Here is an 18,713-nt window from a genome sequence, read left to right as displayed (position 1 = left end):
ATCCATGACAACGGGGAGAGTGTGGAGAAGAGCAGCGACGGCGCTTGCGGTACTCGGAGCGGCAACGGTCGTCGCCGGCGGAACGGCGGCGGGTGCGGACACCGGGGCCGGAGCTGCAGCCGGAGAAGGGGAAAACCCGGCCGCTGCCCAGGCAGTGCAGGCGCTCGCGGCCGGGGACAGCCGTGCCGCCGACGCGGTGCCCGGCGACTTCGCCGCGGTGATGGGTTATCGCCCCCGCACCGTGGACGGCACGCTCGCCAACCCGTACGGCGACTGCTCCTCTCCGGTACCGCTTCCCGGCGAGTTCGACACGGCCTGCAAGGTCCACGACCTCGGCTACGACCTGCTGCGCTATGCGCGCGAATCCGGCGGCGAACTCGGCCCGTGGGCGAGGCGCAGCCTGGACGAGCGGCTCGACGCCGACATGCACGCTGCCTGCGAGGTCCGCGCCGATCCACGATCACGGGCCTTCTGCTCGGCGATGGCGGACGTCGCGATCACCGCGGTCGGTGGCAACTCGTGGCGGCAGGGTTACGTCACCCCGGTCGACGAGACCGGCACGGCGGTCGTGCTCGGCGGTGGAGCGGCCGCTCTCGGGGTGATCGCCCTCCGAGGCGCTCTCGGGCGACGGCGTCCGCAGGCCGTTCCCGCGTCCTACTCCGCAGCGGCGGTGACGGCGTGACCGCGCAGCCGGCCGCGCGACTTCCGCACAGCGCTGCCGCGTCCGTACGACTGCCGCGCGCCGGGACGACCGTCGTCGTGCTCCTCGCCGTCGCCGCCTCCCTCGCTCCCGGACTGCTGCCGCGCGGACCGGTCCTGCAGGGATTGTTCACCGGGGCTCTCGCCGCGCTGGTGCTGCTTCCGTTGGCCGCCACCCGGCCGGTGACCCGGCGGATCGGGTGGCTGCCACGCTCGCGGCAGTCCACGCGGGTGCTGGCTCTGCTCGCCGCGGCTGCGGGTGTCGGTCCGATACTCCTCGCCGCCGATCACTGGCAGGACGGCATCCGGCAGGCGATGGGCCTGCCGGTCACCGGGCCGGCGCACTGGCTCACCGTGACGGCGGTCGCCGCCACGACGTTCGTGGCGCTGCGTGCGACGGGACTGGGGGTCGCCCGGGTCGCCCGGCACCTCGGACCGCTGGGCTCCGCGAGCGCTCTCGCCGTCTCCGCGGTGACGATCCAACTGTTCGTCGGCCCGATGGTGTGGGACCAGTTCACCCGCTCCTACGGTGCCGCGAACTCGGTCGTCGACCTCTCACTGCCGCGGCCGGCGTCGGCAACCCTGTCCGGCGCGTCGGAATCCCGGGTCAGCTGGGAATCGCTCGGCACCCAGGGCCGCCGATTCGTCAGCGACGGCGATACCGCGGTACGCACCTATGTCGGTCTCGAATCGGCACCCGACGTCGACGAACGCGCCGCGCTCGCCGTGGCGGAACTGAGTCGCGCAGGCGGGTTCGATCGCTCTGCCGTGGTGGTGGCCGTACCGACCGGATCCGGCTGGATCGACGCGAACGCCGCGTCCGGGTTCGAGGAGCGCTTCGCCGGGGACGTCGCGATCGTCGGCATGCAGTACTCGGTGGCACCGAGCTGGGTCACCTTCCTGTTCGACCGCTCCGCGGCCGACACCTCGGCGCGAGCCCTGTTCCATGCCGTGGCCACACACATCGGAACCCTGCCCGCGGGCGACCGGCCGGACCTGTACGTGTACGGCCAGAGCCTCGGAGCCGTCGGCGGCAACGCCGTCTTCGACGGCTCGGCGGACGACGCCGTCTTCGACGGCTCGGCGGACGATGCCGTCTCCGACGGCCGGGACGTGAACGAACTGGTCTGTGGCGCACTGTGGGCCGGTCCGCCGGCCGGATCCGTCCGCACGCCGGACGCGACGGTACTCGCCAACTCTTCCGACCCCGTGGTGCACTGGTCGCCCCAGCTCCTCTGGCGCGCACCGGATCTCACGGGAACCCGGACGGACGCGCCCCGGCCCTCCTGGATCCCCGGGATCAGTTTCCTCCAGACCAGCCTCGACCTGGCGACCGCGCTGTCGGTGCCCGCCGGCCACGGGCACCGGTACGGCAGCGACCAGGGCACCGAGCTCCCCGTCTGCGCCGACACGAATCCCGCAGCGGCTCCGGGCGGAGCCGAGGTTCAGGCAGGCAACCCGATCGGTCCGCGGGCGGCCTCGAACGCCGCACCCACCCGGTAGAGCCGCTCGTCGGCCAGGGCCGGAGCGAGGATCTGCAGTCCCACCGGCAGGCCGTCGTCCTCGGACAGCCCCGAGGGCACCGACATCGCGCAGTGGCCGGCGAGGTTCGTCGGCAGCGTGCAGAGATCGGACAGGTACATCGCCAGCGGATCGTCGACCTTCTCCCCGAGCTTCCAGGGCGTGAACGGGCTGGTCGGCGACACCAGGACGTCGACCTGTTCGTAGGCGCGGTCGAAGTCCTGCGCGATCAGGCTGCGCACCTTGAGCGCCTGGCCGTAGTACGCGTCGTAGTATCCGGCGGACAGCGCGTACGTGCCGATCATGATGCGGCGCTTGACCTCCGGTCCGAATCCCGCTTCGCGGGTGGCCGCCATGACCTGGTCGGCGCTCATGCCCGGCTCGTCGACCCGTAGTCCGTACCGCATCGCATCGAAACGAGCGAGGTTCGACGACACCTCGCTCGGCAGGATCAGGTAGTACGAGGCGAGCGCGTAATCGAAGCTCGGGCACGAGACCTCGACGACCTCCGCCCCCAGCTCGGTGAGCTGAGCGACAGCGGCATCGAACGACGACAGGACCCCGGCCTGGTACTTGTCGGAGTGCAATTCCTTGACGACACCGACGCGCACCCCCTTCAGGTCCCCGGTCGCGCCCTGACGGGCGGCCTCGACCACCGGTCGCACCGGCACGTCGATGGAGGTCGAGTCCCGTGGGTCGTGGCCGGCGATGACCTCGTGCAGCAACGCGGTGTCCAGCACCGTGCGGGCACACGGACCACCCTGATCCAGCGACGACGCGCAGGCCACCAGCCCGAAGCGCGACACCGTCCCGTAGGTGGGCTTGGTACCGACCGTCGCGGTGACCGCCGCGGGCTGCCGGATGGACCCGCCCGTGTCGGTGCCGATCGCGAGCGGGGCCTGGTGCGAGGCGAGCGCCGCGGCGCTGCCACCGCCGGAGCCGCCCGGAATCCGGGTGGTGTCCCACGGGTTGCGGGTCGGGCCGTACGCCGAGTTCTCCGTGGACGATCCCATCGCGAACTCGTCGAGGTTGGTCTTCCCGAGGATCGGGATACCGGCCTCGCGCAGCTTCACGGTGAGCGTCGCGTCGTACGGGGCGACCCATCCTTCGAGAATCTTCGAGGCACACGTCGTCGGCATGTCCGTGGTGGTGAAGATGTCCTTGAGCGCGAGCGGCACCCCGGCCAGCGCCGAGGCCGGTGCGTTCCCGGCATCGAGCGAGCTGTCGACCTCCTTGGCCGTGACGAGCGCCGACTCGCCCGCCACGTGCAGGAATGCGTTGAGCGCTCCGTCGACCTCGGCGATGCGCTGCACGTGGGCCTCGGTGACCTCGACCGCGGAGACCTCGCGACTGTGGATCTTCTCAGCCAGGACGGCCGCGTCGAGACGGGTCAGATCGGTGCTCATTCGGCCTCTCCCAGGATCTGCGGGACCGCGAACCGGTCCTGCTCGACGGCAGGCGCCCCGGACAGGGCCTGCTCGGGAGTCAGGCCCGGCACGACGACGTCCGGACGCGTGACGTTGGTGACGGCGTTCGGGTTCGCCATCGGGGTCACGTCGCCGGTGGCGACCTCGGTGACCACCTTCACGTGGCTCAGGATCGAATCGAGCTGACCGGCGAACTCGTCGAGCTCGGCATCGGTCAGCGCCAGGCGAGACAGCCGCGCGAGGTGCGCGACCTCGTCACGGGAGATGGCAGGCACCGGGCTGCCCCTTTCGCATCGGTGGGAGGAAAACGTCCGCTCCAGCCTAGAACGTCGCGGCGGCACCCGTGCAGTCGCGGTCCGGCTCGCCGCGCAGCCCGGGTCTCGAGGGTGTAAGTATGGTCGCTGAGGACGGGGGCACAGTCGGGTCTCCCCGTGTGCTGGTGAAAGGGACGACGTGTCGTATCTGCTTCGCGTCCAGCTACCGGACCGCCCGGGCAGTCTCGGCTCTCTCGCCGTGGCGCTCGGATCGGTCGGTGCGGACATCCTGTCGCTCGACGTCGTGGAGCGGGGCGCAGGGTTCGCGATCGACGACCTGGTCGTGGACGTCGAACCGGGTTCGCTTCCGGACACGTTGATCACCGCTGCGGAGAATCTCCCGGACGTCCGCGTCGATTCGATCCGCCCGTACGCCGGAATCCTCGACACCCATCGCGAACTCGAACTCATCGACCAGGTCGCCACCGCCGCGGACGACCGTCTGCAGGTCCTCGTCGACGGCGCACCCCGTGTCCTGCGCGTGGGATGGTCGACGATCGTCGCCCTCGGTGGCCGCGGGGCGTACCGCGTGGTGGGCAGTGCCGGCGCCCCGGAGACCCACGCCACGCACGTGCCGTGGATGCCGCTCGAGAAGGCCACGGCCCTCGACGGGGACGCCGACTGGGTTCCGCAGGTGTGGCAGGACATGAACACCACGCTCGCGGCCGCTCCCGTCGGCTCCTCGGGGCAGGTCCTGATGCTGGGCCGGCCCGGCGGGCCGGAGTTCCGGCCGTCCGAGATCGCCCGCCTCGGCTATCTGGCCGGGATCGTGGGAACCGTCCTGGGGTGACCGGGGCCGCTCACACGATCTCGCGGACCAGCACGGTCAATTCCTCGCCGGACGGCGGAGACCAGTTCCGTTCCGGTGCCGGGACGAACCCGTTCCGCTCGTAGATCCGACGGGCATCGGCCATATCCGCCTGGGTGGACATGACGACCGCACGGCAGCCCTGGTCGTACGCGATGTCGAGGACGTCGCGCACCAGCGCCGAACCGACCCCGCAGCCCCGGGCGTCCGGGGTCACGGCCAGCATCCGGAACTCGAGCTCGCCGTCCTGCGCCACGTCTGCATACGGCGTGGCGGGTTCGGCGAGCGTCACCGACCCGACGACCTCGCCGTTCATCTCCGCCACCCGCACCCGCGCCTTCTCCGCGCGGGAGGCGGTGTCACGTAGTCGCACCGCGTACGGGCTGTGCGCGTCGACGAAGCCGCCGCCGATGTAGGCGATCACGGTCAGGTCCGCGACCGTCTCGTAGTCCTCCGGCACGGCGTCCCGAATATCGATCATGACGTGCATGATGACAGGACGAGTTCACCACGGACAAAATCGTGCCGTGAGGGGAATGTCACACGGTGCGTGGGCTACTCGGCCGCCCCCGCGTCATCGTGTGCGGTGTCGTCCGGCACCGCGACCGCCTCGGGCCCCTGCTCGAGGAGCAGCCGGAATCCGGCCTCGTCGAGCACGGGCACACCCAATTGGACTGCCTTGTCGTGCTTGGAACCCGGGGATTCGCCGACGACGACGAACGCCGTCTTCTTCGACACCGAGGACGCGGCCTTGCCGCCGCGGGCGAGGATCGATTCCTTCGCACCGTCCCGCGAGAATCCCTCCAACGTCCCGGTGACCACGATCGACAGACCTTCGAGATTCCGTGGAATCGATTCGTCGCGTTCGTCTTCCATCCGCACGCCGGCGGCGGCCCACTTGTCGACGATGGCACGGTGCCAGTCGACACCGAACCACTCGACCACCGCGGCCGCGATGGTGCCGCCGACGCCGTCCACCGCTGCGAGTTCCTCGACGGTCGCGTCCCGGATCCGATCGAGAGAGCCGAACTCGCCGGCCAGAGCCCGGGCCGCGGTGGGGCCCACGTGCCGGATCGAGAGGCCGACCAGGACCCGCCACAGCGGCTTGTCCTTCGCCACGTCGAGGTTCGCGAGGAGCCGGGCCCCGTTCTGGGAGAGGACGCCCTTGTCGGTACGGAAGATCGACGTCTTCAGCAGGTCCTCTTCGGTGAGGGAGAACACGTCACCCTCATCGGCGATCGCGCCCGATTCGAGCAGTCCGGTAGCCGCCTCGTACCCGAGTACCTCGATGTCGAACGCCCCACGGCCGGCCATGTGGAACACGCGCTCCCGCAGCTGTGCCGGACAGTGCTGTTGATTGGGGCAGCGGATGTCCGCGTCGCCGTCCTTGGCGGGCGCCAGTTCGGTGCCGCATTCGGGACAGTGGGTGGGCATCACGAACTCCGTCTCGTCGCCGGTGCGCACGTCGACGACGGGGCCGAGCACCTCGGGAATGACGTCGCCGGCCTTGCGGATGACCACCGTGTCGCCGATCAGCACACCCTTGCGGGTGACCTCGGAGGCGTTGTGCAAGGTGGCTCGGGAGACGGTGGACCCCGCGACCGTGACCGGCTCCATGAACGCGAACGGCGTCACCCGGCCCGTCCGGCCCACGCCCACCCGGATGTCGAGGAGCTTGGTGGTGGCCTCCTCCGGCGGGTACTTGTAGGCGATCGCCCACCTCGGTGCCCGCGAGGTGGATCCGAGCCGCCGGTGCAGCGACATCTCGTCGACCTTGACCACGAGACCGTCGATCTCGTGTTCGACGTCGTGGCGATGCTCGCCCCAGTACTGCACTCTCTCGACGACGGCGTCCGCGCCGTGGACCCGAGCCGTGTGCGAGGACACGGGCAGACCCCAGGCAGCCAGGGCGACGTACGCCTCGTACTGCGAGGAGGGCTCGAAACCCTCGACCCGGCCGAGGCCGTGGCAGATCATCCCGAGCCGTCGCCGCGCGGTGACCGCGGGGTTCTTCTGGCGGAGCGAGCCCGCAGCGGAGTTCCGCGGGTTGGCGAACGGCGGCTTGCCCTCCTCGACCAGCGAGGCGTTGAGGGCTGCGAAGTCCTCGAGCCGGAAGAACACCTCGCCGCGCACCTCGAGGACGGTGGGGACCGGGTAGTCGTCGGTGCCGGTCAGTGTCTGCGGGATGTCCTCGATGGTGAGTGCGTTGAGTGTGACGTCCTCGCCTGTCCGGCCGTCTCCGCGAGTCGCGGCGCGCGCCAGCCGCCCGTTCTCGTACACCAGGTCCAGGGCGACCCCGTCGATCTTCACCTCGCACAGGTAGTGCAGGTCCGGGCCGGTTTCCTGCTCGACCCGGCTGATCCACGTGCGCAGATCGTCGAGGTCGAACACGTTGTCCAGGCTGAGCATCCGTTCCAGATGGTCGACCGGAGTGAAGTCGGTCGCGAAGCCGCCGCCGACCAACTGCGTCGGCGAATCGGGAACCCGCAGGTCCGGGTACTGCTCCTCGAGACCGTTGAGCTCACCGAGCAGCAGGTCGAAGGCTCCGTCCGAGATGATCGGCGCGTCGCGCACGTAATACCGGAACTGGTGCAGGCGAACCTCGTCGGCGAGCTCGTTCCACCGCTGGTGCACCTCCGGTGGCGCCGGTGCGGGCGCCTCACCGGCCCCTCCGGCGACGTCGGCGGTGTCGGCGGGCGCGTTGCGGGGCGATTCACTCACCATCGCAGATTATCGGGTCGGACCGACGCCCCGACACCACCGCCGCCACATCCCCGCCGGTCTCCCGCGCGCGCTCCCCGTCCTCTCCCCTCCCCTCCCTTCCTCCCCTCCCTCCCCTCCCCGTGGGTGAAGGTGGCCTTCGACCGGTCTGTCCGGTCGAAGGCCACCTTCACCCACAACGGTGGGGGCGCGGGACGGTGATCGGGAGGGTCAGGTGAGGCGACTCAGAGAGCTTCGGGGTCGTCGCGGAACGCACGGCCGACGTCCGAGGCCAGGCGCAGCGCCTGGCGCGCCCACGACTCACTCGCGCCCGCCAGCCCGCATGCCGGGCTCACCCCGACCTGTGTACGCAGCACGGTGCGCGGGAAGCCGAGCCGGTCGACGAGCGCCACGACCGGATCCGCACAGTCACGCCAGGTCGGGGACGTCCCCGGCACCGACGTCGGCACCACGCCGAGGACCAGATCCTTGCCCGCGTCGAGAAGTTCCCCGATCCCGTCGAGGTCATGGCTGGACACGGTCGACAGGTCGAACGACACCGCCCGCGCGCCGCTGCGGCGCAGCAGATCGGCGGGCAGGTTTTCGGCACAGCAGTGGACCACGACGTCGGGCCCCGCTCCGGCGATGGCCGCGTCGAGCACGGCCAGCGCCTCCGGTTCCGGCACCGCCGGAACCGTCTCGAAACGGCTTCGGCCGGAAAGGGATCCGGCGAGAACGGCGGGCAGGGACGGCTCGTCGAACTGCACGAGTACCGGAGCGCCCAGTCGCCGGGCCACCTCGGCGGCATGACGCGACACGCCCTCGGTGAGCGACTCCGCGAAATCGCGCACCGCGCCGGAATCGGTGAGCACCCTGCGTCCGGTGGACAGTTCGATGTTCGCGGCGAGTGTCAGCGGACCGACGGACTGGACCTTGACCAGACGTCCCGACCCGCGCAATCCGGCGGATTCCCACGTCTCCTCGAGTGCATCGAGATCCTGGTTCAGCAGATCCGAAGCGCGTCGTGCGACCGAACCCCGATGCGAGGCAACCTGATACGCCGTCGTCGAGACGTCCAGCGGTAGGTCCACCAACAGCGCGGCGGCCCGCCCGATCATGTCCGCGCCCAACCCGCGGGCGGGCAGCTCGACGAGATGGGGTAGCGAATCGAGCTCGCCGGTCACGACATTCGCTGCTTCGCGGGCATCCGTCCCCGGCCAGGATCCGATGCCGGTCACCCGGCCCGCGGGCGACTGCGGGGTGGTCACGAGTCGACGCGCGACGAGGTACCGGCGATCGTGCCGCTGCCCAGGACCACGTCCCCGTCGGCGTCCGGTCGGAACAGCACGGCGGCCTGCCCCTTGGCGACTCCGGTGAGCGGGGCACGCAGGGTGATCGCGATGCCGGATCCGTTCGGCTCCGCGACAGCGGGGGCGATACCGCCGTGCGCACGCACCTGGACGATGCACTCGATCGGACCGTCCGGAGCGGACCCGGACGTCCACACGGCGTCCCGTGCCTCGATCGACCACACGTCGAGGTCGGCGGCCGAACCCACCTTCACCGTGCCGGACTCGGGCTCGATCTCGGTGACGTAGCGCGGCTGCCCGTCCGGACCGGGTCCCGGCACGCCGAGACCCTTGCGCTGCCCCACCGTGAAGCCGTGGACGCCTTCGTGTTCGGCCAGAACCTCACCGGATCGCGCGTCGACGACGGCTCCGGGCCGGATCCCGATCTTCGCGCCGAGAAATGCCCGGGTGTCCCCGGACGGAATGAAGCAGATGTCGTGACTGTCGGGCTTGTCCGCGACCGCGAGGCCGCGCTCGGCGGCTTCCGCCCGGATCCGGTCCTTGGGTGTGTCTCCCACCGGGAACATGGCGCGGGACAACTGCTCCCGGGTGAGTACCGCGAGCACGTACGACTGGTCCTTGTCCTCGTCGACGGCACGGCGGAGCACCCCGTCCACGAGCCGGGCGTAGTGCCCGGTGGCCACCGCGTCGAACCCGAGCGCGATCGCACGATCGGCGAGTGCGGAGAACTTGATCTTCTCGTTGCATCGCAGGCACGGGTTCGGCGTCTCGCCCGCGGCGTACGCGGCGACGAAGTCGTCGATCACGTCCTCCTTGAAGCGGTCCGCGAAATCCCAGACGTAGAAGGGGATTCCGAGCACGTCGGCGGCGCGCCGGGCGTCGTCCGCATCCTCACGTGAACAGCATCCGCGCGAACCGGTCCGCAACGTCCCCGGCGAGGTCGACAACGCCAGGTGCACACCGACCACGTCGTGACCGGCGGCGACGGCGCGGGCCGCGGCGACCGCAGAATCGACACCACCACTCATGGCTGCCAGTACTCGCATCAGTGACTTCCTCCACGCGTTCCGGCGCTCGCCAGGCCGGCGGCGCGCGCCCGCTCGACCACCTGGGGCAGCGCCTCGATGAGTGCCCGCACATCCTGTTCGGTCGAGCTGTGCCCGAGCGAGAATCTCAGGGATCCGCGAGCTGTCTGCGGATCAGCGCCGGTGGCCACGAGGACGTGGCTGGGGCGCGCCACACCGGCCGTGCACGCCGAGCCCGTGGAGCACTCGATTCCGGCGGCGTCCAGCAACATCAGCAGCGAGTCACCTTCGCATCCGGGGAAGGTGAAGTGCACGTTGCCCGCGAGTCTGCCGTGTCCACGCGGTCCGTTGAGCACCGCATCCGGCACCAGACGCTCGACTTCCTGGATCAGGAGATCACGCAGCTTCGCCAATCCTTCGGAGCGCTCGTCCAGAGTCGCGGTCGCCTCGGCGAGCGCGGCGGCCATCCCCACCACCCCGGCCGTGTCGTGTGTGCCCGACCGAAGATCCCGTTCGTGCCCGCCGCCGTGCACGAGCGGGACGCACGACACCTCGCGGCCGAGCAGCAGCGCGCCGACGCCCTGCGGCCCACCGAACTTGTGTGCGGCGATGCTCAGCGCGGACAGCCCGCTCGCGGCGAAGTCGACGTCGAGATGCGCGACCGCCTGGACCGCGTCGCTGTGGATGGGCACACCGAACTCGGCGGCGACACCGGCGAGTGCGGCGACGGGCATCACGGTGCCGATCTCGTTGTTGGCCCACATGATCGTGACCAGGGCCACCTCGTCGCCCACCCGGGTCAGCTCGTCCCGCAGCACCTGCGGGTCGACGACGCCGTCCCGATCGACGGGAAGCCACGTCACCCGCGCACCCTCGTGACGTTCGAGCCACTCCACCGCGTCGAGCACGGCATGGTGCTCGACCGCACTGGCCAGAATCCGGGTACGGCGGGGGTCGGCGTCGCGTCGAGCCCAGTAGATACCCTTGACCGCGAGGTTGTCGCTCTCCGTCCCTCCGGAGGTGAAGACGACCTCCGAGGGGCGAGCACCGAGATCGCGGGCGATGGACTCGCGGGCTTCCTCCACCCGGCGACGCGCCGCGCGGCCCGAGCCGTGCAGCGACGACGCATTGCCCACCGTCGCGAAGATCCCGGTCATCGCCTCGATCGCAGCGGGAACCAGAGGAGTGGTGGCGGCGTGGTCGAGGTAGACGGGAAGAGCGGAGCTCCGGGCAGAGGTCATGACCCGACCAGGATAACCTAGGCGGCTTCTGCCCCGACCACCTCGATCGACGGATCCAGGATGTCGTGCGCGGCCAGGTCGATCGATCCGCCCCGAACCGCCTGCGCGCACCGCCCGGCCAGTTCGCGGCGGCACAGGCCCGGGTGTTCGAGCGGCTCGACACGGACGCGGGCGCGAATGTCGCGCAGCCGCACCATCCTGGCGATCGACTGCCCGATCGTCTCGTCGCCGACGAAGCAGGGCCCCGTCGTCAGCGTCCCGTCGCCGAGTTCGTATCGCAGGCCGATCGGCCGGACCGGCCGGCCGGCGTCGATCGCGGCCTGGAACATGGCCGGACGGAACGACCCGTACGCCCGTCCGCACCAGGTGGTGCCTTCCGGAAACACCACGATCCGGTCCCCGTCGCGCAATCGCTCCGTGACCTCGGCGACGACGCCGGGAAGCGCGCGCAGTCGTTCCCGGTCGAGTGGGATGACGCGCATCCTGCGTGCCACCGTGCCGAGTAGCCGCCACTCGAGCAGATCGCCCCGAGCAACGAAGGCCGCGGGTGTCACCGCGGCGAGCACCAGCACGTCCACCCAGGACACGTGTCCGGCCACGACCAGTTCACCGCCCGACTCGTCGGGGCCCCCCGGTCCGTCCGGGCTGCCGGTCGAGACGAGCCGGATACCGAGTGCCCGCAGAAGCGTGCGGGCACCGATCCGAACCACCGCCGCCTTGCGCCGTCGGGGAAGTACCCGGACGAGAACCAGTGCCGGCGACGCGAGCACCGCCGCGAGCACCGCGACCCATCGCAGCGACCTGCGCGCCACGGACGCACTCGGCAGCGTCGTGGGCAGACAGCCGTCGCCACAGGGGCTGACGGGCATCCACGCGTGGGCGCTCACGCCGGTACACCCTCCGATTCGAGCGTCGCCGCCGCCGAGCGCAGCCGCTCCAGATACCGCCGGTTCGCGTCACGCAGGCTCTGCACCGCCACGAAATCCGCGACACCGAAGTCCGGATCGTGCGCGGGCTCCCCGGCGATCCGGGCCCCGAGCCGCAGGTACCCACGCAGCAGCGGCGGCAGGACGGGCCGGGCCGGTGCAGGAAGTGCCTCGAGCCCCAGTCCGTCGACGCTCACCGGCCGACGGGGCCGCACGCGGCGATCCGGCTCGGTGGCGTACCGGGCCAGGAGCAGGTCACGCACCCCGCGGACGTTGACGCCGGGTGCTTCCTCCGGGGAGGCCTGCATCGGCACCGAGACGCACCCCATGACCGTCTCGAACCCGGTGAGCTCGAGATAGTGCAGGATGCCCGCCCACATCAGGCTGAGCACCGATCCGGAGCGGTGCGGAGCGTCCACACACGCACGCCCCATCTCGACCACCCGGTTGCGGTACGGCTCGAGGGCGTCGATGTCGAACTCGCTCGCGGTGTAGTAGCCACCCGCGGCGACGGCCCCGTCCGGCGGCAGCATCCGGTAGCAGCCCACGAATTCACCGGTCGGGTCGTGACGGACGAGGAGATGGTCGCAGTACTCGTCGAAGCGGTCGGCATCGAGGCCGTCCGGCCTGGCCGGGATCCGGAACCCCGGCTCGGCGCCGAACACCCGGTAGCGGAGTCGCTGCGCGGCGACCCGATGTTCGCGGTCGGAGGAGACGAGGAGGGAGTAGGTGGGGGCGGACGTGACCGTACGGGGTGCTCCGAGCACCGACGGAGTTGTCATGAGGCAGGTGTATCGACCCAGAGCAGCGGTGAGGCAACCCCGAGGTGACGTGTCGATGCAGGAAACGTGAACGACCCCGCACCCTCGGGGGTGCGGGGTCGTTCGACGGAGCTGATTCAGCCCTTGTGCTTCTTGACTGCCTCGGTGAGCTGCGGCGCCACGTTGAACAGGTCGCCGACGATGCCGTAGTCCGCGATCTCGAAGATCGGGGCTTCCTCGTCCTTGTTCACGGCGACGATGGTCTTCGAGGTCTGCATGCCGGCCCGGTGCTGGATGGCACCGGAGATGCCGAGCGCGACGTACAGCTGCGGCGACACGGTCTTGCCGGTCTGCCCGACCTGGAACTGGCCCGGGTAGTAGCCGGAGTCGACGGCGGCGCGGGACGCACCGACGGCGGCACCGAGCGAGTCGGCGAGCGGCTCGACGACCTCGTGGAACTTGTCCTCGGAACCGACGCCACGGCCACCGGAGACCACGATGGTGGCCTCGGTGAGCTCCGGACGGTCGCCACCGACGATGGGCTCACGCGAGGTGACCTTGACGGCGCCGTCTTCCTGCGCGGGCACCTCGACGGTCACCTTCTCGCCGGCACCGGCCTGCGGCTGCGCCTCGACGGCACCCGGGCGAACCGAGATGACCGGGACGTCGCCGTTGGCCTTGGCGTCGACCGTGTAGGCGCCACCGAAGATCGAGTGGACGACGGAGGCGTCCGGCTTGACCTCGACGACGTCGACGAGCAGGCCCGAACCGATGCGGGCGGCGAGGCGGCCCGACACCTCCTTGCCCTCGATGCTCGCGGCGGTGAGGACGGCGGCCGGGGACACCGACTCGACGAGTCCGGCGAGGACGTCGACCTTCGGGGTCACGAGGAAGCCCTCGATCTCGTCGCCCTCGGCGACGTAGATCTTCTCGGCGCCCGCAGCAGCGAGCGCGTCGGCGAGCTTGTCGGCGGTGCCGGCCGGCCCGGTGACCACTGCGGACGGCTCACCGAGAGTCCGTGCCGCGGTGAGGAGTTCGGTGCTGACCTTCTTGAGCGCACCCTCTGCGTGCTCGACGAGCACCAGTACTTCTGCCATGTCTAACTCTCCCTGTATCTGCTCTGCTGATTGGTGGCGGGGTGCGGTCAGATGACCTTCTGGCCCACGAGGTACTCGGCGATCTTGTTGCCGCCGTCGCCCTCGTCGACGATGCGCTCACCAGCGGTGCGGGGAGGCTTGGGCGTGGATGCCGTCACGGAGGTGGCGGCGTTCGCGACACCCACGGTCTCCGGATCGACGCCGAGGTCGGCGAGGGTGAGAACCTTCACTTCCTTCTTCTTCGCGGCCATGATGCCCTTGAAGGAGGGGAAGCGCGGCTCGTTGATCTTCTCGGTGACGCTCACGATGGCCGGAAGTGCGGCCTCGAGGCCGAAGACGCCCTCGTCGGTCTCGCGCTCACCGGTGATCGCACCGTCCGCGACGGTCAGCTTCCGCAGCTGGGTGAGCTGCGGCAGGCCCAGGTACTCGGCGACGATCGCGGGCACGGCGCCCACGCGGCCGTCGGTGGCCTCGTTGCCGGCGATGACCAACTCGGCAGCCTCGCCGTTGTCGAACTCGATCTGGCCGAGGGCCGCTGCCAGCGTCCACGCGGTCTGGATTCCGTCGGAACCGTGCAGGGCCGGGTCGTTGACGTGGACGGCCTTGTCGGCACCCATGGACAGCGCCTTACGGATCGCATCGGTCGCGCGGTCGGGGCCGACGGACAGCACGATGACCTCGCCGCCCTGCGCTTCCTTGATCAGCAGCGCTTCCTCGACGGCGCGCTCGTTGATCTCGTCGAGCACCGCGTCGGCCGCTTCGCGGTCGAGCGTGAAGTCACCGTCGGTGAGCTTGCGCTCCGACCACGTGTCGGGAACCTGCTTGATCAAAACAACGATGTTCGTCATGGGTCTACGTCGACCTCCTGTGTGGTGTACCTGATGTCGTGAGTGCCCGGCACCCGGCTGAGCTCTCGTTTTACAGTCGTTATACCGGCTGTGCGTTAGATTACCCCACGTTAAGTTACCCGCGGGTAACTTGCGGGACAAGCGTGCTCACCATATAAGCCGAAAGGCAGATCAGGGCTGTGATGTGGAACACCCCGTATGCCCTGGACTGCCGGGGCACTAACCTCGCTGCGGTGAGCGATTCATTTGTCGGCGACCACGCGACCCGGGCCGTGTCCACGGACGCGCCCCTCCCCCTGACCGGTGAGCGCACCGTTCCGGGCATCCCCGAGGAGAACTACTGGTTCCGCCGGCACGAGGTCGTCTACCGCGACCTGCGGGAACGCTGCACCGGTCGCCGTGTCCTCGAGGCCGGGTCCGGCGAGGGCTACGGAGCGGACATGATCGCCGACGTCGCCGCCCACGTGACGTGCGTCGACTACGACACCTCGGCGGTCGAACACGTGCGCGCCCGCTACCCGCGGGTGGAGATGATCCACGGAAATCTCGCGGAACTCCCGCTCCCCGACGCCTCGGTCGACACCGTCGTCAACTTCCAGGTCATCGAGCACCTGTGGGATCAGGCACAGTTCCTGCGTGAGTGCTTCCGGGTGCTGCGGCCGGGTGGCGAGTTGCTCGTGAGCACCCCGAACCGCATCACGTTCTCCCCCGGCCGCGACACCCCGCTCAACCCGTTCCACACCCGCGAGCTGAACGCCGACGAACTCACCGAACTACTCGTCGACGCCGGGTTCGACGTGGCGGTCATGACCGGCGTCCACCACGGCGAGCGGCTGCGCGCCCTCGACGCCAAGCACGGCGGCTCGTTCATCGACGCGCAGATCGAACGTGCACTCGCCGGACAGCCGTGGCCCGCGGACCTGTCCAGGGACGTCGAAGGCATCACCGCGGACGACTTCACGCTGCGGGAGCAGGACATCGACGCGAGTCTCGATCTCGTGGCCGTCGCGGTCAGGGCGCACCGGTTCGAGACGGGCGAGTTCGGGGCGCAGGCACCGTGACCGAACATCGAACCGAGGGCATGTTCGCCCTGGTACTGCACTCGCACCTACCCTGGCTCGCCAACCACGGGCGATGGCCCGTGGGCGAGGAGTGGCTCTATCAGTCGTGGGCGGCCTCCTACCTGCCCCTCGTCCGGGTGCTGAAGCGGTTGTCCGCCGAGGGCCGCTCCCATCTGCTCACCCTGGGCATCACGCCGGTCCTCGCCGCCCAGCTCGACGACCCGCACTGTCTCGACGGTATGCATCACTGGCTGGGCAACTGGCAGATCCGTGCCCACGAGGCCGCCGGGATGCCCGACGACGCGCACCGTGCGCTCGGGGCCCGCGAGCACCGCGCCGCCGCCGACGCGCTGACCGACTTCGAGGCGAACTGGCGCCACGGCGCCTCCCCGGTGCTGCGCGAGTTGCTCGACGCCGACGCCTTCGAGTTGCTCGGCGGCCCGCTCGCCCACCCGTTCCAGCCGCTCCTCGATCCGCGGCTGCGCGAGTACTCCCTCACCGAGGGCCTCGCCGACGCGAAGGCCCGCTGGAATCACCGGCCCACCGGAATCTGGGCACCCGAATGCGGCTACACGCCGGGCCTGGAACACATGTACTCACGCGCGGGTGTCAGCCACTTCATGGTGGACGGTCCCGCTCTGCGTGGCGACACGTCGGCCGGCCGGCCGGTCCGCGAGAGCGACGTACTCGCCTTCGGCCGGGACCTGCAGGTCAGCTATCGCGTGTGGTCACCGAAATCGGGCTATCCGGGGCACGCGGCCTACCGCGACTTCCACACCTACGACCACGCGACCGGGTTGAAGCCCGCACGGGTCACCGGCCGGACGGTCGATTCGGCGGACAAGGCACCCTACGATCCCGAACTCGCCGCCGCCGCCGTCGACCGGCACGTCGCGGACTTCGTGGAGACCGTGCGGACGCGGATCCGTGACGAGTCGGCGCGTACCGGCCGCCCCGCCCTCGTCGTCGCGGCGTTCGACACGGAACTGTTCGGCCACTGGTGGTTCGAGGGCCCGCAGTGGCTGGAGAAGGTACTGCGGGCGCTTCCCGAGGCAGGCGTGCAGGTCGGGACGCTCGCCGACGCACGGGAGCACGGCTACGTCGGCGAACCCGTCGCGCTCGAGGATTCGTCGTGGGGATCGGGCAAGGACTGGCGGGTGTGGGCCGGAGATCAGGTCGGCGACCTCGTCCAGCTGAACTCCGAGGTCGTCGCCACCGCACTCGACGTGGTCGACAAGACCCGCGAGTCCTCGATCGTTCCCGGGCTGTCGGGGCCGCGCGATCGGGTCGCGGACCAGATGCTGCGTGAGGCGCTGATGACCGTCTCCAGCGACTGGGCGTTCATGGTGAGCAAGGACTCCGCTGCCGGCTACGCCCGCGAACGGGCTCACAAGCACGCGCACGCCCTGCGCGAGATCGCGGCCGCGGCGGCCGCCGGCAGGACTGCGGTCGCGTCGCGACTGGCCGACGGGTGGAACAACGCCGACGGACTCTTCCCGGGCCTCGACGCCCGGCGCCTACCGCCACCGGACCGTGCGAGGGGAACCGACCGATGAAGATCCTGATCGTCTCCTGGGAGTATCCCCCGGTGGTGGTGGGCGGGCTCGGCCGTCACGTGCACCATCTCGCCACCTCACTGGCCGCCCGCGGCCACGAGGTGGTCGTGCTGTCGCGTCGGCCGTCCGGTACCGACGCCACCACCCACCCCACGGTGAGCCGCATCGACGAGGGAGTCCTCGTCGTCGCCGTCGCCGAGGACCCACCGCACCTGCTCTTCGGTGAGGACATGCTGGCGTGGACCCTGGCGATGGGGCACGCCATGGTGCGGGCCGGTGTCGCCCTGCAGAAGCCGGGCGTCGGCGAAGGCTGGGTCCCCGACGTGGTACACGCACACGACTGGCTGGTCGCGCATCCGGCGATCGCGCTCGCCGAGTTCTACGACGTCCCTCTCGTCTCCACCCTGCACGCGACGGAGGCCGGTCGGCACAGCGGCTGGTTGTCGGGGCGGATCAACCGTCAGGTGCATTCGGTCGAGTGGTGGCTCGCCCACGAGTCGGATGCGATCATCACGTGTTCGGCGTCGATGGAGGACGAGGTCACCGAACTGTACGGCAATGCGCTCGCCCCGATCTCGGTGATCCGCAACGGAATCGACACCACCGCATGGCATTTCCGGGAGCGGGCACCCCGGGGCGGCCCGGCCCAGTTGCTCTTCGTCGGACGGCTCGAGTACGAGAAGGGCGTCCAGGACGCGATCGCCGCGCTGCCCCGGATTCGCCGCAGCCACCCGGGCACCACACTGGCCGTGGCCGGCGAAGGCACCCAGTTCGAATGGCTGGCCCAACTCGCCCGCACTCACCGGGTGGCCCGGGCCGTGACGTTCCTCGGCAATCTCGATCACCTGGAGTTGCTCGGCTGGCTGCACGGCGCGGACGCCATCGTGCTGCCGAGCCGGTACGAGCCGTTCGGCATCATCGCGCTCGAGGCGGCAGCCGCAGGCACGCCGCTCGTCGCGTCCACGGCGGGCGGTCTGGGTGAGGCCGTCGTCGACGGGGAGACGGGCCTGTCGTTCCGGCCCGGCGACGTGGCCGGGCTGACGTCGGCCGTCCGTGAAGTCCTCGACGATCCGGCCGCGGCGCAGCAACGCGCCACCGCGGCCCGGGCGCGGCTGACCTCCGAGTTCGACTGGACGCTCGTCGCCGACGAGACCGCTCTGGTCTACTCGGGTGCCAAGAGACGCGTCCGCAACCCCCTGGCCCGCCCCGTGATCCCCGAACGCCCCCTCCCCGACCGCGACTGATCCCTCCCCTCCCCGTCATCCCCCATCTCTCCCCCCTCCCTCCCAGGGTGAAGGGACCATTCGACCGGTCTGAGAAGGCGAAGGGACCACTCACCCACGGGGCGATAGGGGCGGGGTCGGGGGTGGCGCGACGGGGCGGTCAAGCGCGCGTGGCGGGTGGCGGGGTGGCGGGTGG

Annotated in this window: 17 protein-coding genes; 6 read left to right on the top strand and 11 right to left on the bottom strand. The window is 70.4% G+C overall.

Going from position 1 to position 18,713, the window contains the following annotated elements:
- Nucleotides 1–4: 4 nt before the first annotated feature.
- The gene (locus G4H71_RS18710; RefSeq protein WP_072740182.1) at nucleotides 5–682 is read left to right on the top strand and encodes a hypothetical protein; all 678 of its coding nucleotides are present in this window, start codon (nucleotides 5–7) and stop codon (nucleotides 680–682) included.
- The gene (locus tag G4H71_RS18705; RefSeq protein WP_072740183.1) at nucleotides 679–2,202 is read left to right on the top strand and encodes an alpha/beta-hydrolase family protein; all 1,524 of its coding nucleotides are present in this window, start codon (nucleotides 679–681) and stop codon (nucleotides 2,200–2,202) included. Before G4H71_RS18710 ends, G4H71_RS18705 begins: the two co-directional genes overlap by 4 nt.
- Here the strand turns inward: G4H71_RS18705 and gatA are convergent.
- Both gatA and gatC read right to left on the bottom strand, forming a co-directional pair.
- A complete protein-coding gene (gene gatA, locus G4H71_RS18700) occupies nucleotides 2,145–3,626 on the bottom strand; it encodes an Asp-tRNA(Asn)/Glu-tRNA(Gln) amidotransferase subunit GatA (RefSeq protein ID WP_072740184.1) in 1,482 nt (493 codons plus the stop codon). The genes G4H71_RS18705 and gatA overlap by 58 nt on opposite strands.
- The gene (gatC, locus tag G4H71_RS18695; protein WP_072740185.1) at nucleotides 3,623–3,922 is read right to left on the bottom strand and encodes an Asp-tRNA(Asn)/Glu-tRNA(Gln) amidotransferase subunit GatC; all 300 of its coding nucleotides are present in this window, start codon (nucleotides 3,920–3,922) and stop codon (nucleotides 3,623–3,625) included. Before gatC ends, gatA begins: the two co-directional genes overlap by 4 nt.
- A gap of 178 nt (nucleotides 3,923–4,100) precedes the next feature.
- On the opposite strand from gatC, the gene G4H71_RS18690 reads away from it, so the two are divergent.
- On the top strand, nucleotides 4,101–4,751 hold the full coding sequence (locus G4H71_RS18690) for an ACT domain-containing protein (protein WP_072740186.1): 651 nt from the start codon (nucleotides 4,101–4,103) through the stop codon (nucleotides 4,749–4,751).
- A gap of 10 nt (nucleotides 4,752–4,761) precedes the next feature.
- On the opposite strand, the gene G4H71_RS18685 is transcribed toward G4H71_RS18690, so the two are convergent.
- The 9 genes from G4H71_RS18685 to G4H71_RS18645 all read right to left on the bottom strand — a co-directional run bounded on the left by G4H71_RS18685 (nucleotide 4,762) and on the right by G4H71_RS18645 (nucleotide 14,677).
- Nucleotides 4,762–5,250, bottom strand: coding sequence for a GNAT family N-acetyltransferase (locus tag G4H71_RS18685; RefSeq protein WP_072740190.1), 489 nt, complete (start codon nucleotides 5,248–5,250; stop codon nucleotides 4,762–4,764).
- 74 nt (nucleotides 5,251–5,324) lie between these two features.
- Nucleotides 5,325–7,490, bottom strand: coding sequence for an NAD-dependent DNA ligase LigA (gene ligA, locus G4H71_RS18680; RefSeq protein ID WP_371843008.1), 2,166 nt, complete (start codon nucleotides 7,488–7,490; stop codon nucleotides 5,325–5,327).
- Between the two features lie 224 nt (nucleotides 7,491–7,714).
- Nucleotides 7,715–8,737, bottom strand: coding sequence for a methionine synthase (locus G4H71_RS18675; RefSeq protein WP_072736384.1), 1,023 nt, complete (start codon nucleotides 8,735–8,737; stop codon nucleotides 7,715–7,717).
- The gene (gene mnmA / locus G4H71_RS18670; RefSeq protein WP_072736385.1) at nucleotides 8,734–9,825 is read right to left on the bottom strand and encodes a tRNA 2-thiouridine(34) synthase MnmA; all 1,092 of its coding nucleotides are present in this window, start codon (nucleotides 9,823–9,825) and stop codon (nucleotides 8,734–8,736) included. Before mnmA ends, G4H71_RS18675 begins: the two co-directional genes overlap by 4 nt.
- The gene (locus G4H71_RS18665; RefSeq protein WP_072736386.1) at nucleotides 9,825–11,045 is read right to left on the bottom strand and encodes a cysteine desulfurase family protein; all 1,221 of its coding nucleotides are present in this window, start codon (nucleotides 11,043–11,045) and stop codon (nucleotides 9,825–9,827) included. Before G4H71_RS18665 ends, mnmA begins: the two co-directional genes overlap by 1 nt.
- Nucleotides 11,046–11,062: 17 nt before the next feature.
- A complete protein-coding gene (locus tag G4H71_RS18660) occupies nucleotides 11,063–11,914 on the bottom strand; it encodes a lysophospholipid acyltransferase family protein (protein ID WP_072736646.1) in 852 nt (283 codons plus the stop codon).
- Nucleotides 11,915–11,928: 14 nt separating this feature from the next.
- Nucleotides 11,929–12,753: a GNAT family N-acetyltransferase gene (locus tag G4H71_RS18655; RefSeq protein ID WP_072736387.1), complete on the bottom strand. Its 825-nt coding sequence runs from the start codon at nucleotides 12,751–12,753 to the stop codon at nucleotides 11,929–11,931.
- Between the two features lie 116 nt (nucleotides 12,754–12,869).
- On the bottom strand, nucleotides 12,870–13,829 hold the full coding sequence (locus tag G4H71_RS18650) for an electron transfer flavoprotein subunit alpha/FixB family protein (RefSeq protein WP_072736388.1): 960 nt from the start codon (nucleotides 13,827–13,829) through the stop codon (nucleotides 12,870–12,872).
- Nucleotides 13,830–13,876: 47 nt separating this feature from the next.
- Nucleotides 13,877–14,677: an electron transfer flavoprotein subunit beta/FixA family protein gene (locus tag G4H71_RS18645; protein WP_072736389.1), complete on the bottom strand. Its 801-nt coding sequence runs from the start codon at nucleotides 14,675–14,677 to the stop codon at nucleotides 13,877–13,879.
- Nucleotides 14,678–14,910: 233 nt separating this feature from the next.
- On the opposite strand from G4H71_RS18645, the gene G4H71_RS18640 reads away from it, so the two are divergent.
- The 3 genes from G4H71_RS18640 to G4H71_RS18630 are packed head-to-tail and all read left to right on the top strand — an operon-like array spanning nucleotide 14,911 to nucleotide 18,538.
- A complete protein-coding gene (locus G4H71_RS18640; RefSeq protein WP_072736647.1) occupies nucleotides 14,911–15,738 on the top strand; it encodes a class I SAM-dependent methyltransferase in 828 nt (275 codons plus the stop codon).
- A gap of 20 nt (nucleotides 15,739–15,758) precedes the next feature.
- Nucleotides 15,759–17,294, top strand: coding sequence for a 1,4-alpha-glucan branching protein domain-containing protein (locus G4H71_RS18635; protein WP_072736648.1), 1,536 nt, complete (start codon nucleotides 15,759–15,761; stop codon nucleotides 17,292–17,294).
- Nucleotides 17,291–18,538: a glycosyltransferase family 4 protein gene (locus tag G4H71_RS18630; protein WP_072736390.1), complete on the top strand. Its 1,248-nt coding sequence runs from the start codon at nucleotides 17,291–17,293 to the stop codon at nucleotides 18,536–18,538. Before G4H71_RS18635 ends, G4H71_RS18630 begins: the two co-directional genes overlap by 4 nt.
- The last annotated feature ends 175 nt before the right edge of the window (nucleotides 18,539–18,713 follow it).

The sequence above is a fragment of the Rhodococcus triatomae genome, from assembly GCF_014217785.1.
Classification (GTDB): domain Bacteria; phylum Actinomycetota; class Actinomycetes; order Mycobacteriales; family Mycobacteriaceae; genus Rhodococcus_F; species Rhodococcus_F triatomae.
This window is presented reverse-complemented; position numbering and strand designations above follow the sequence as displayed.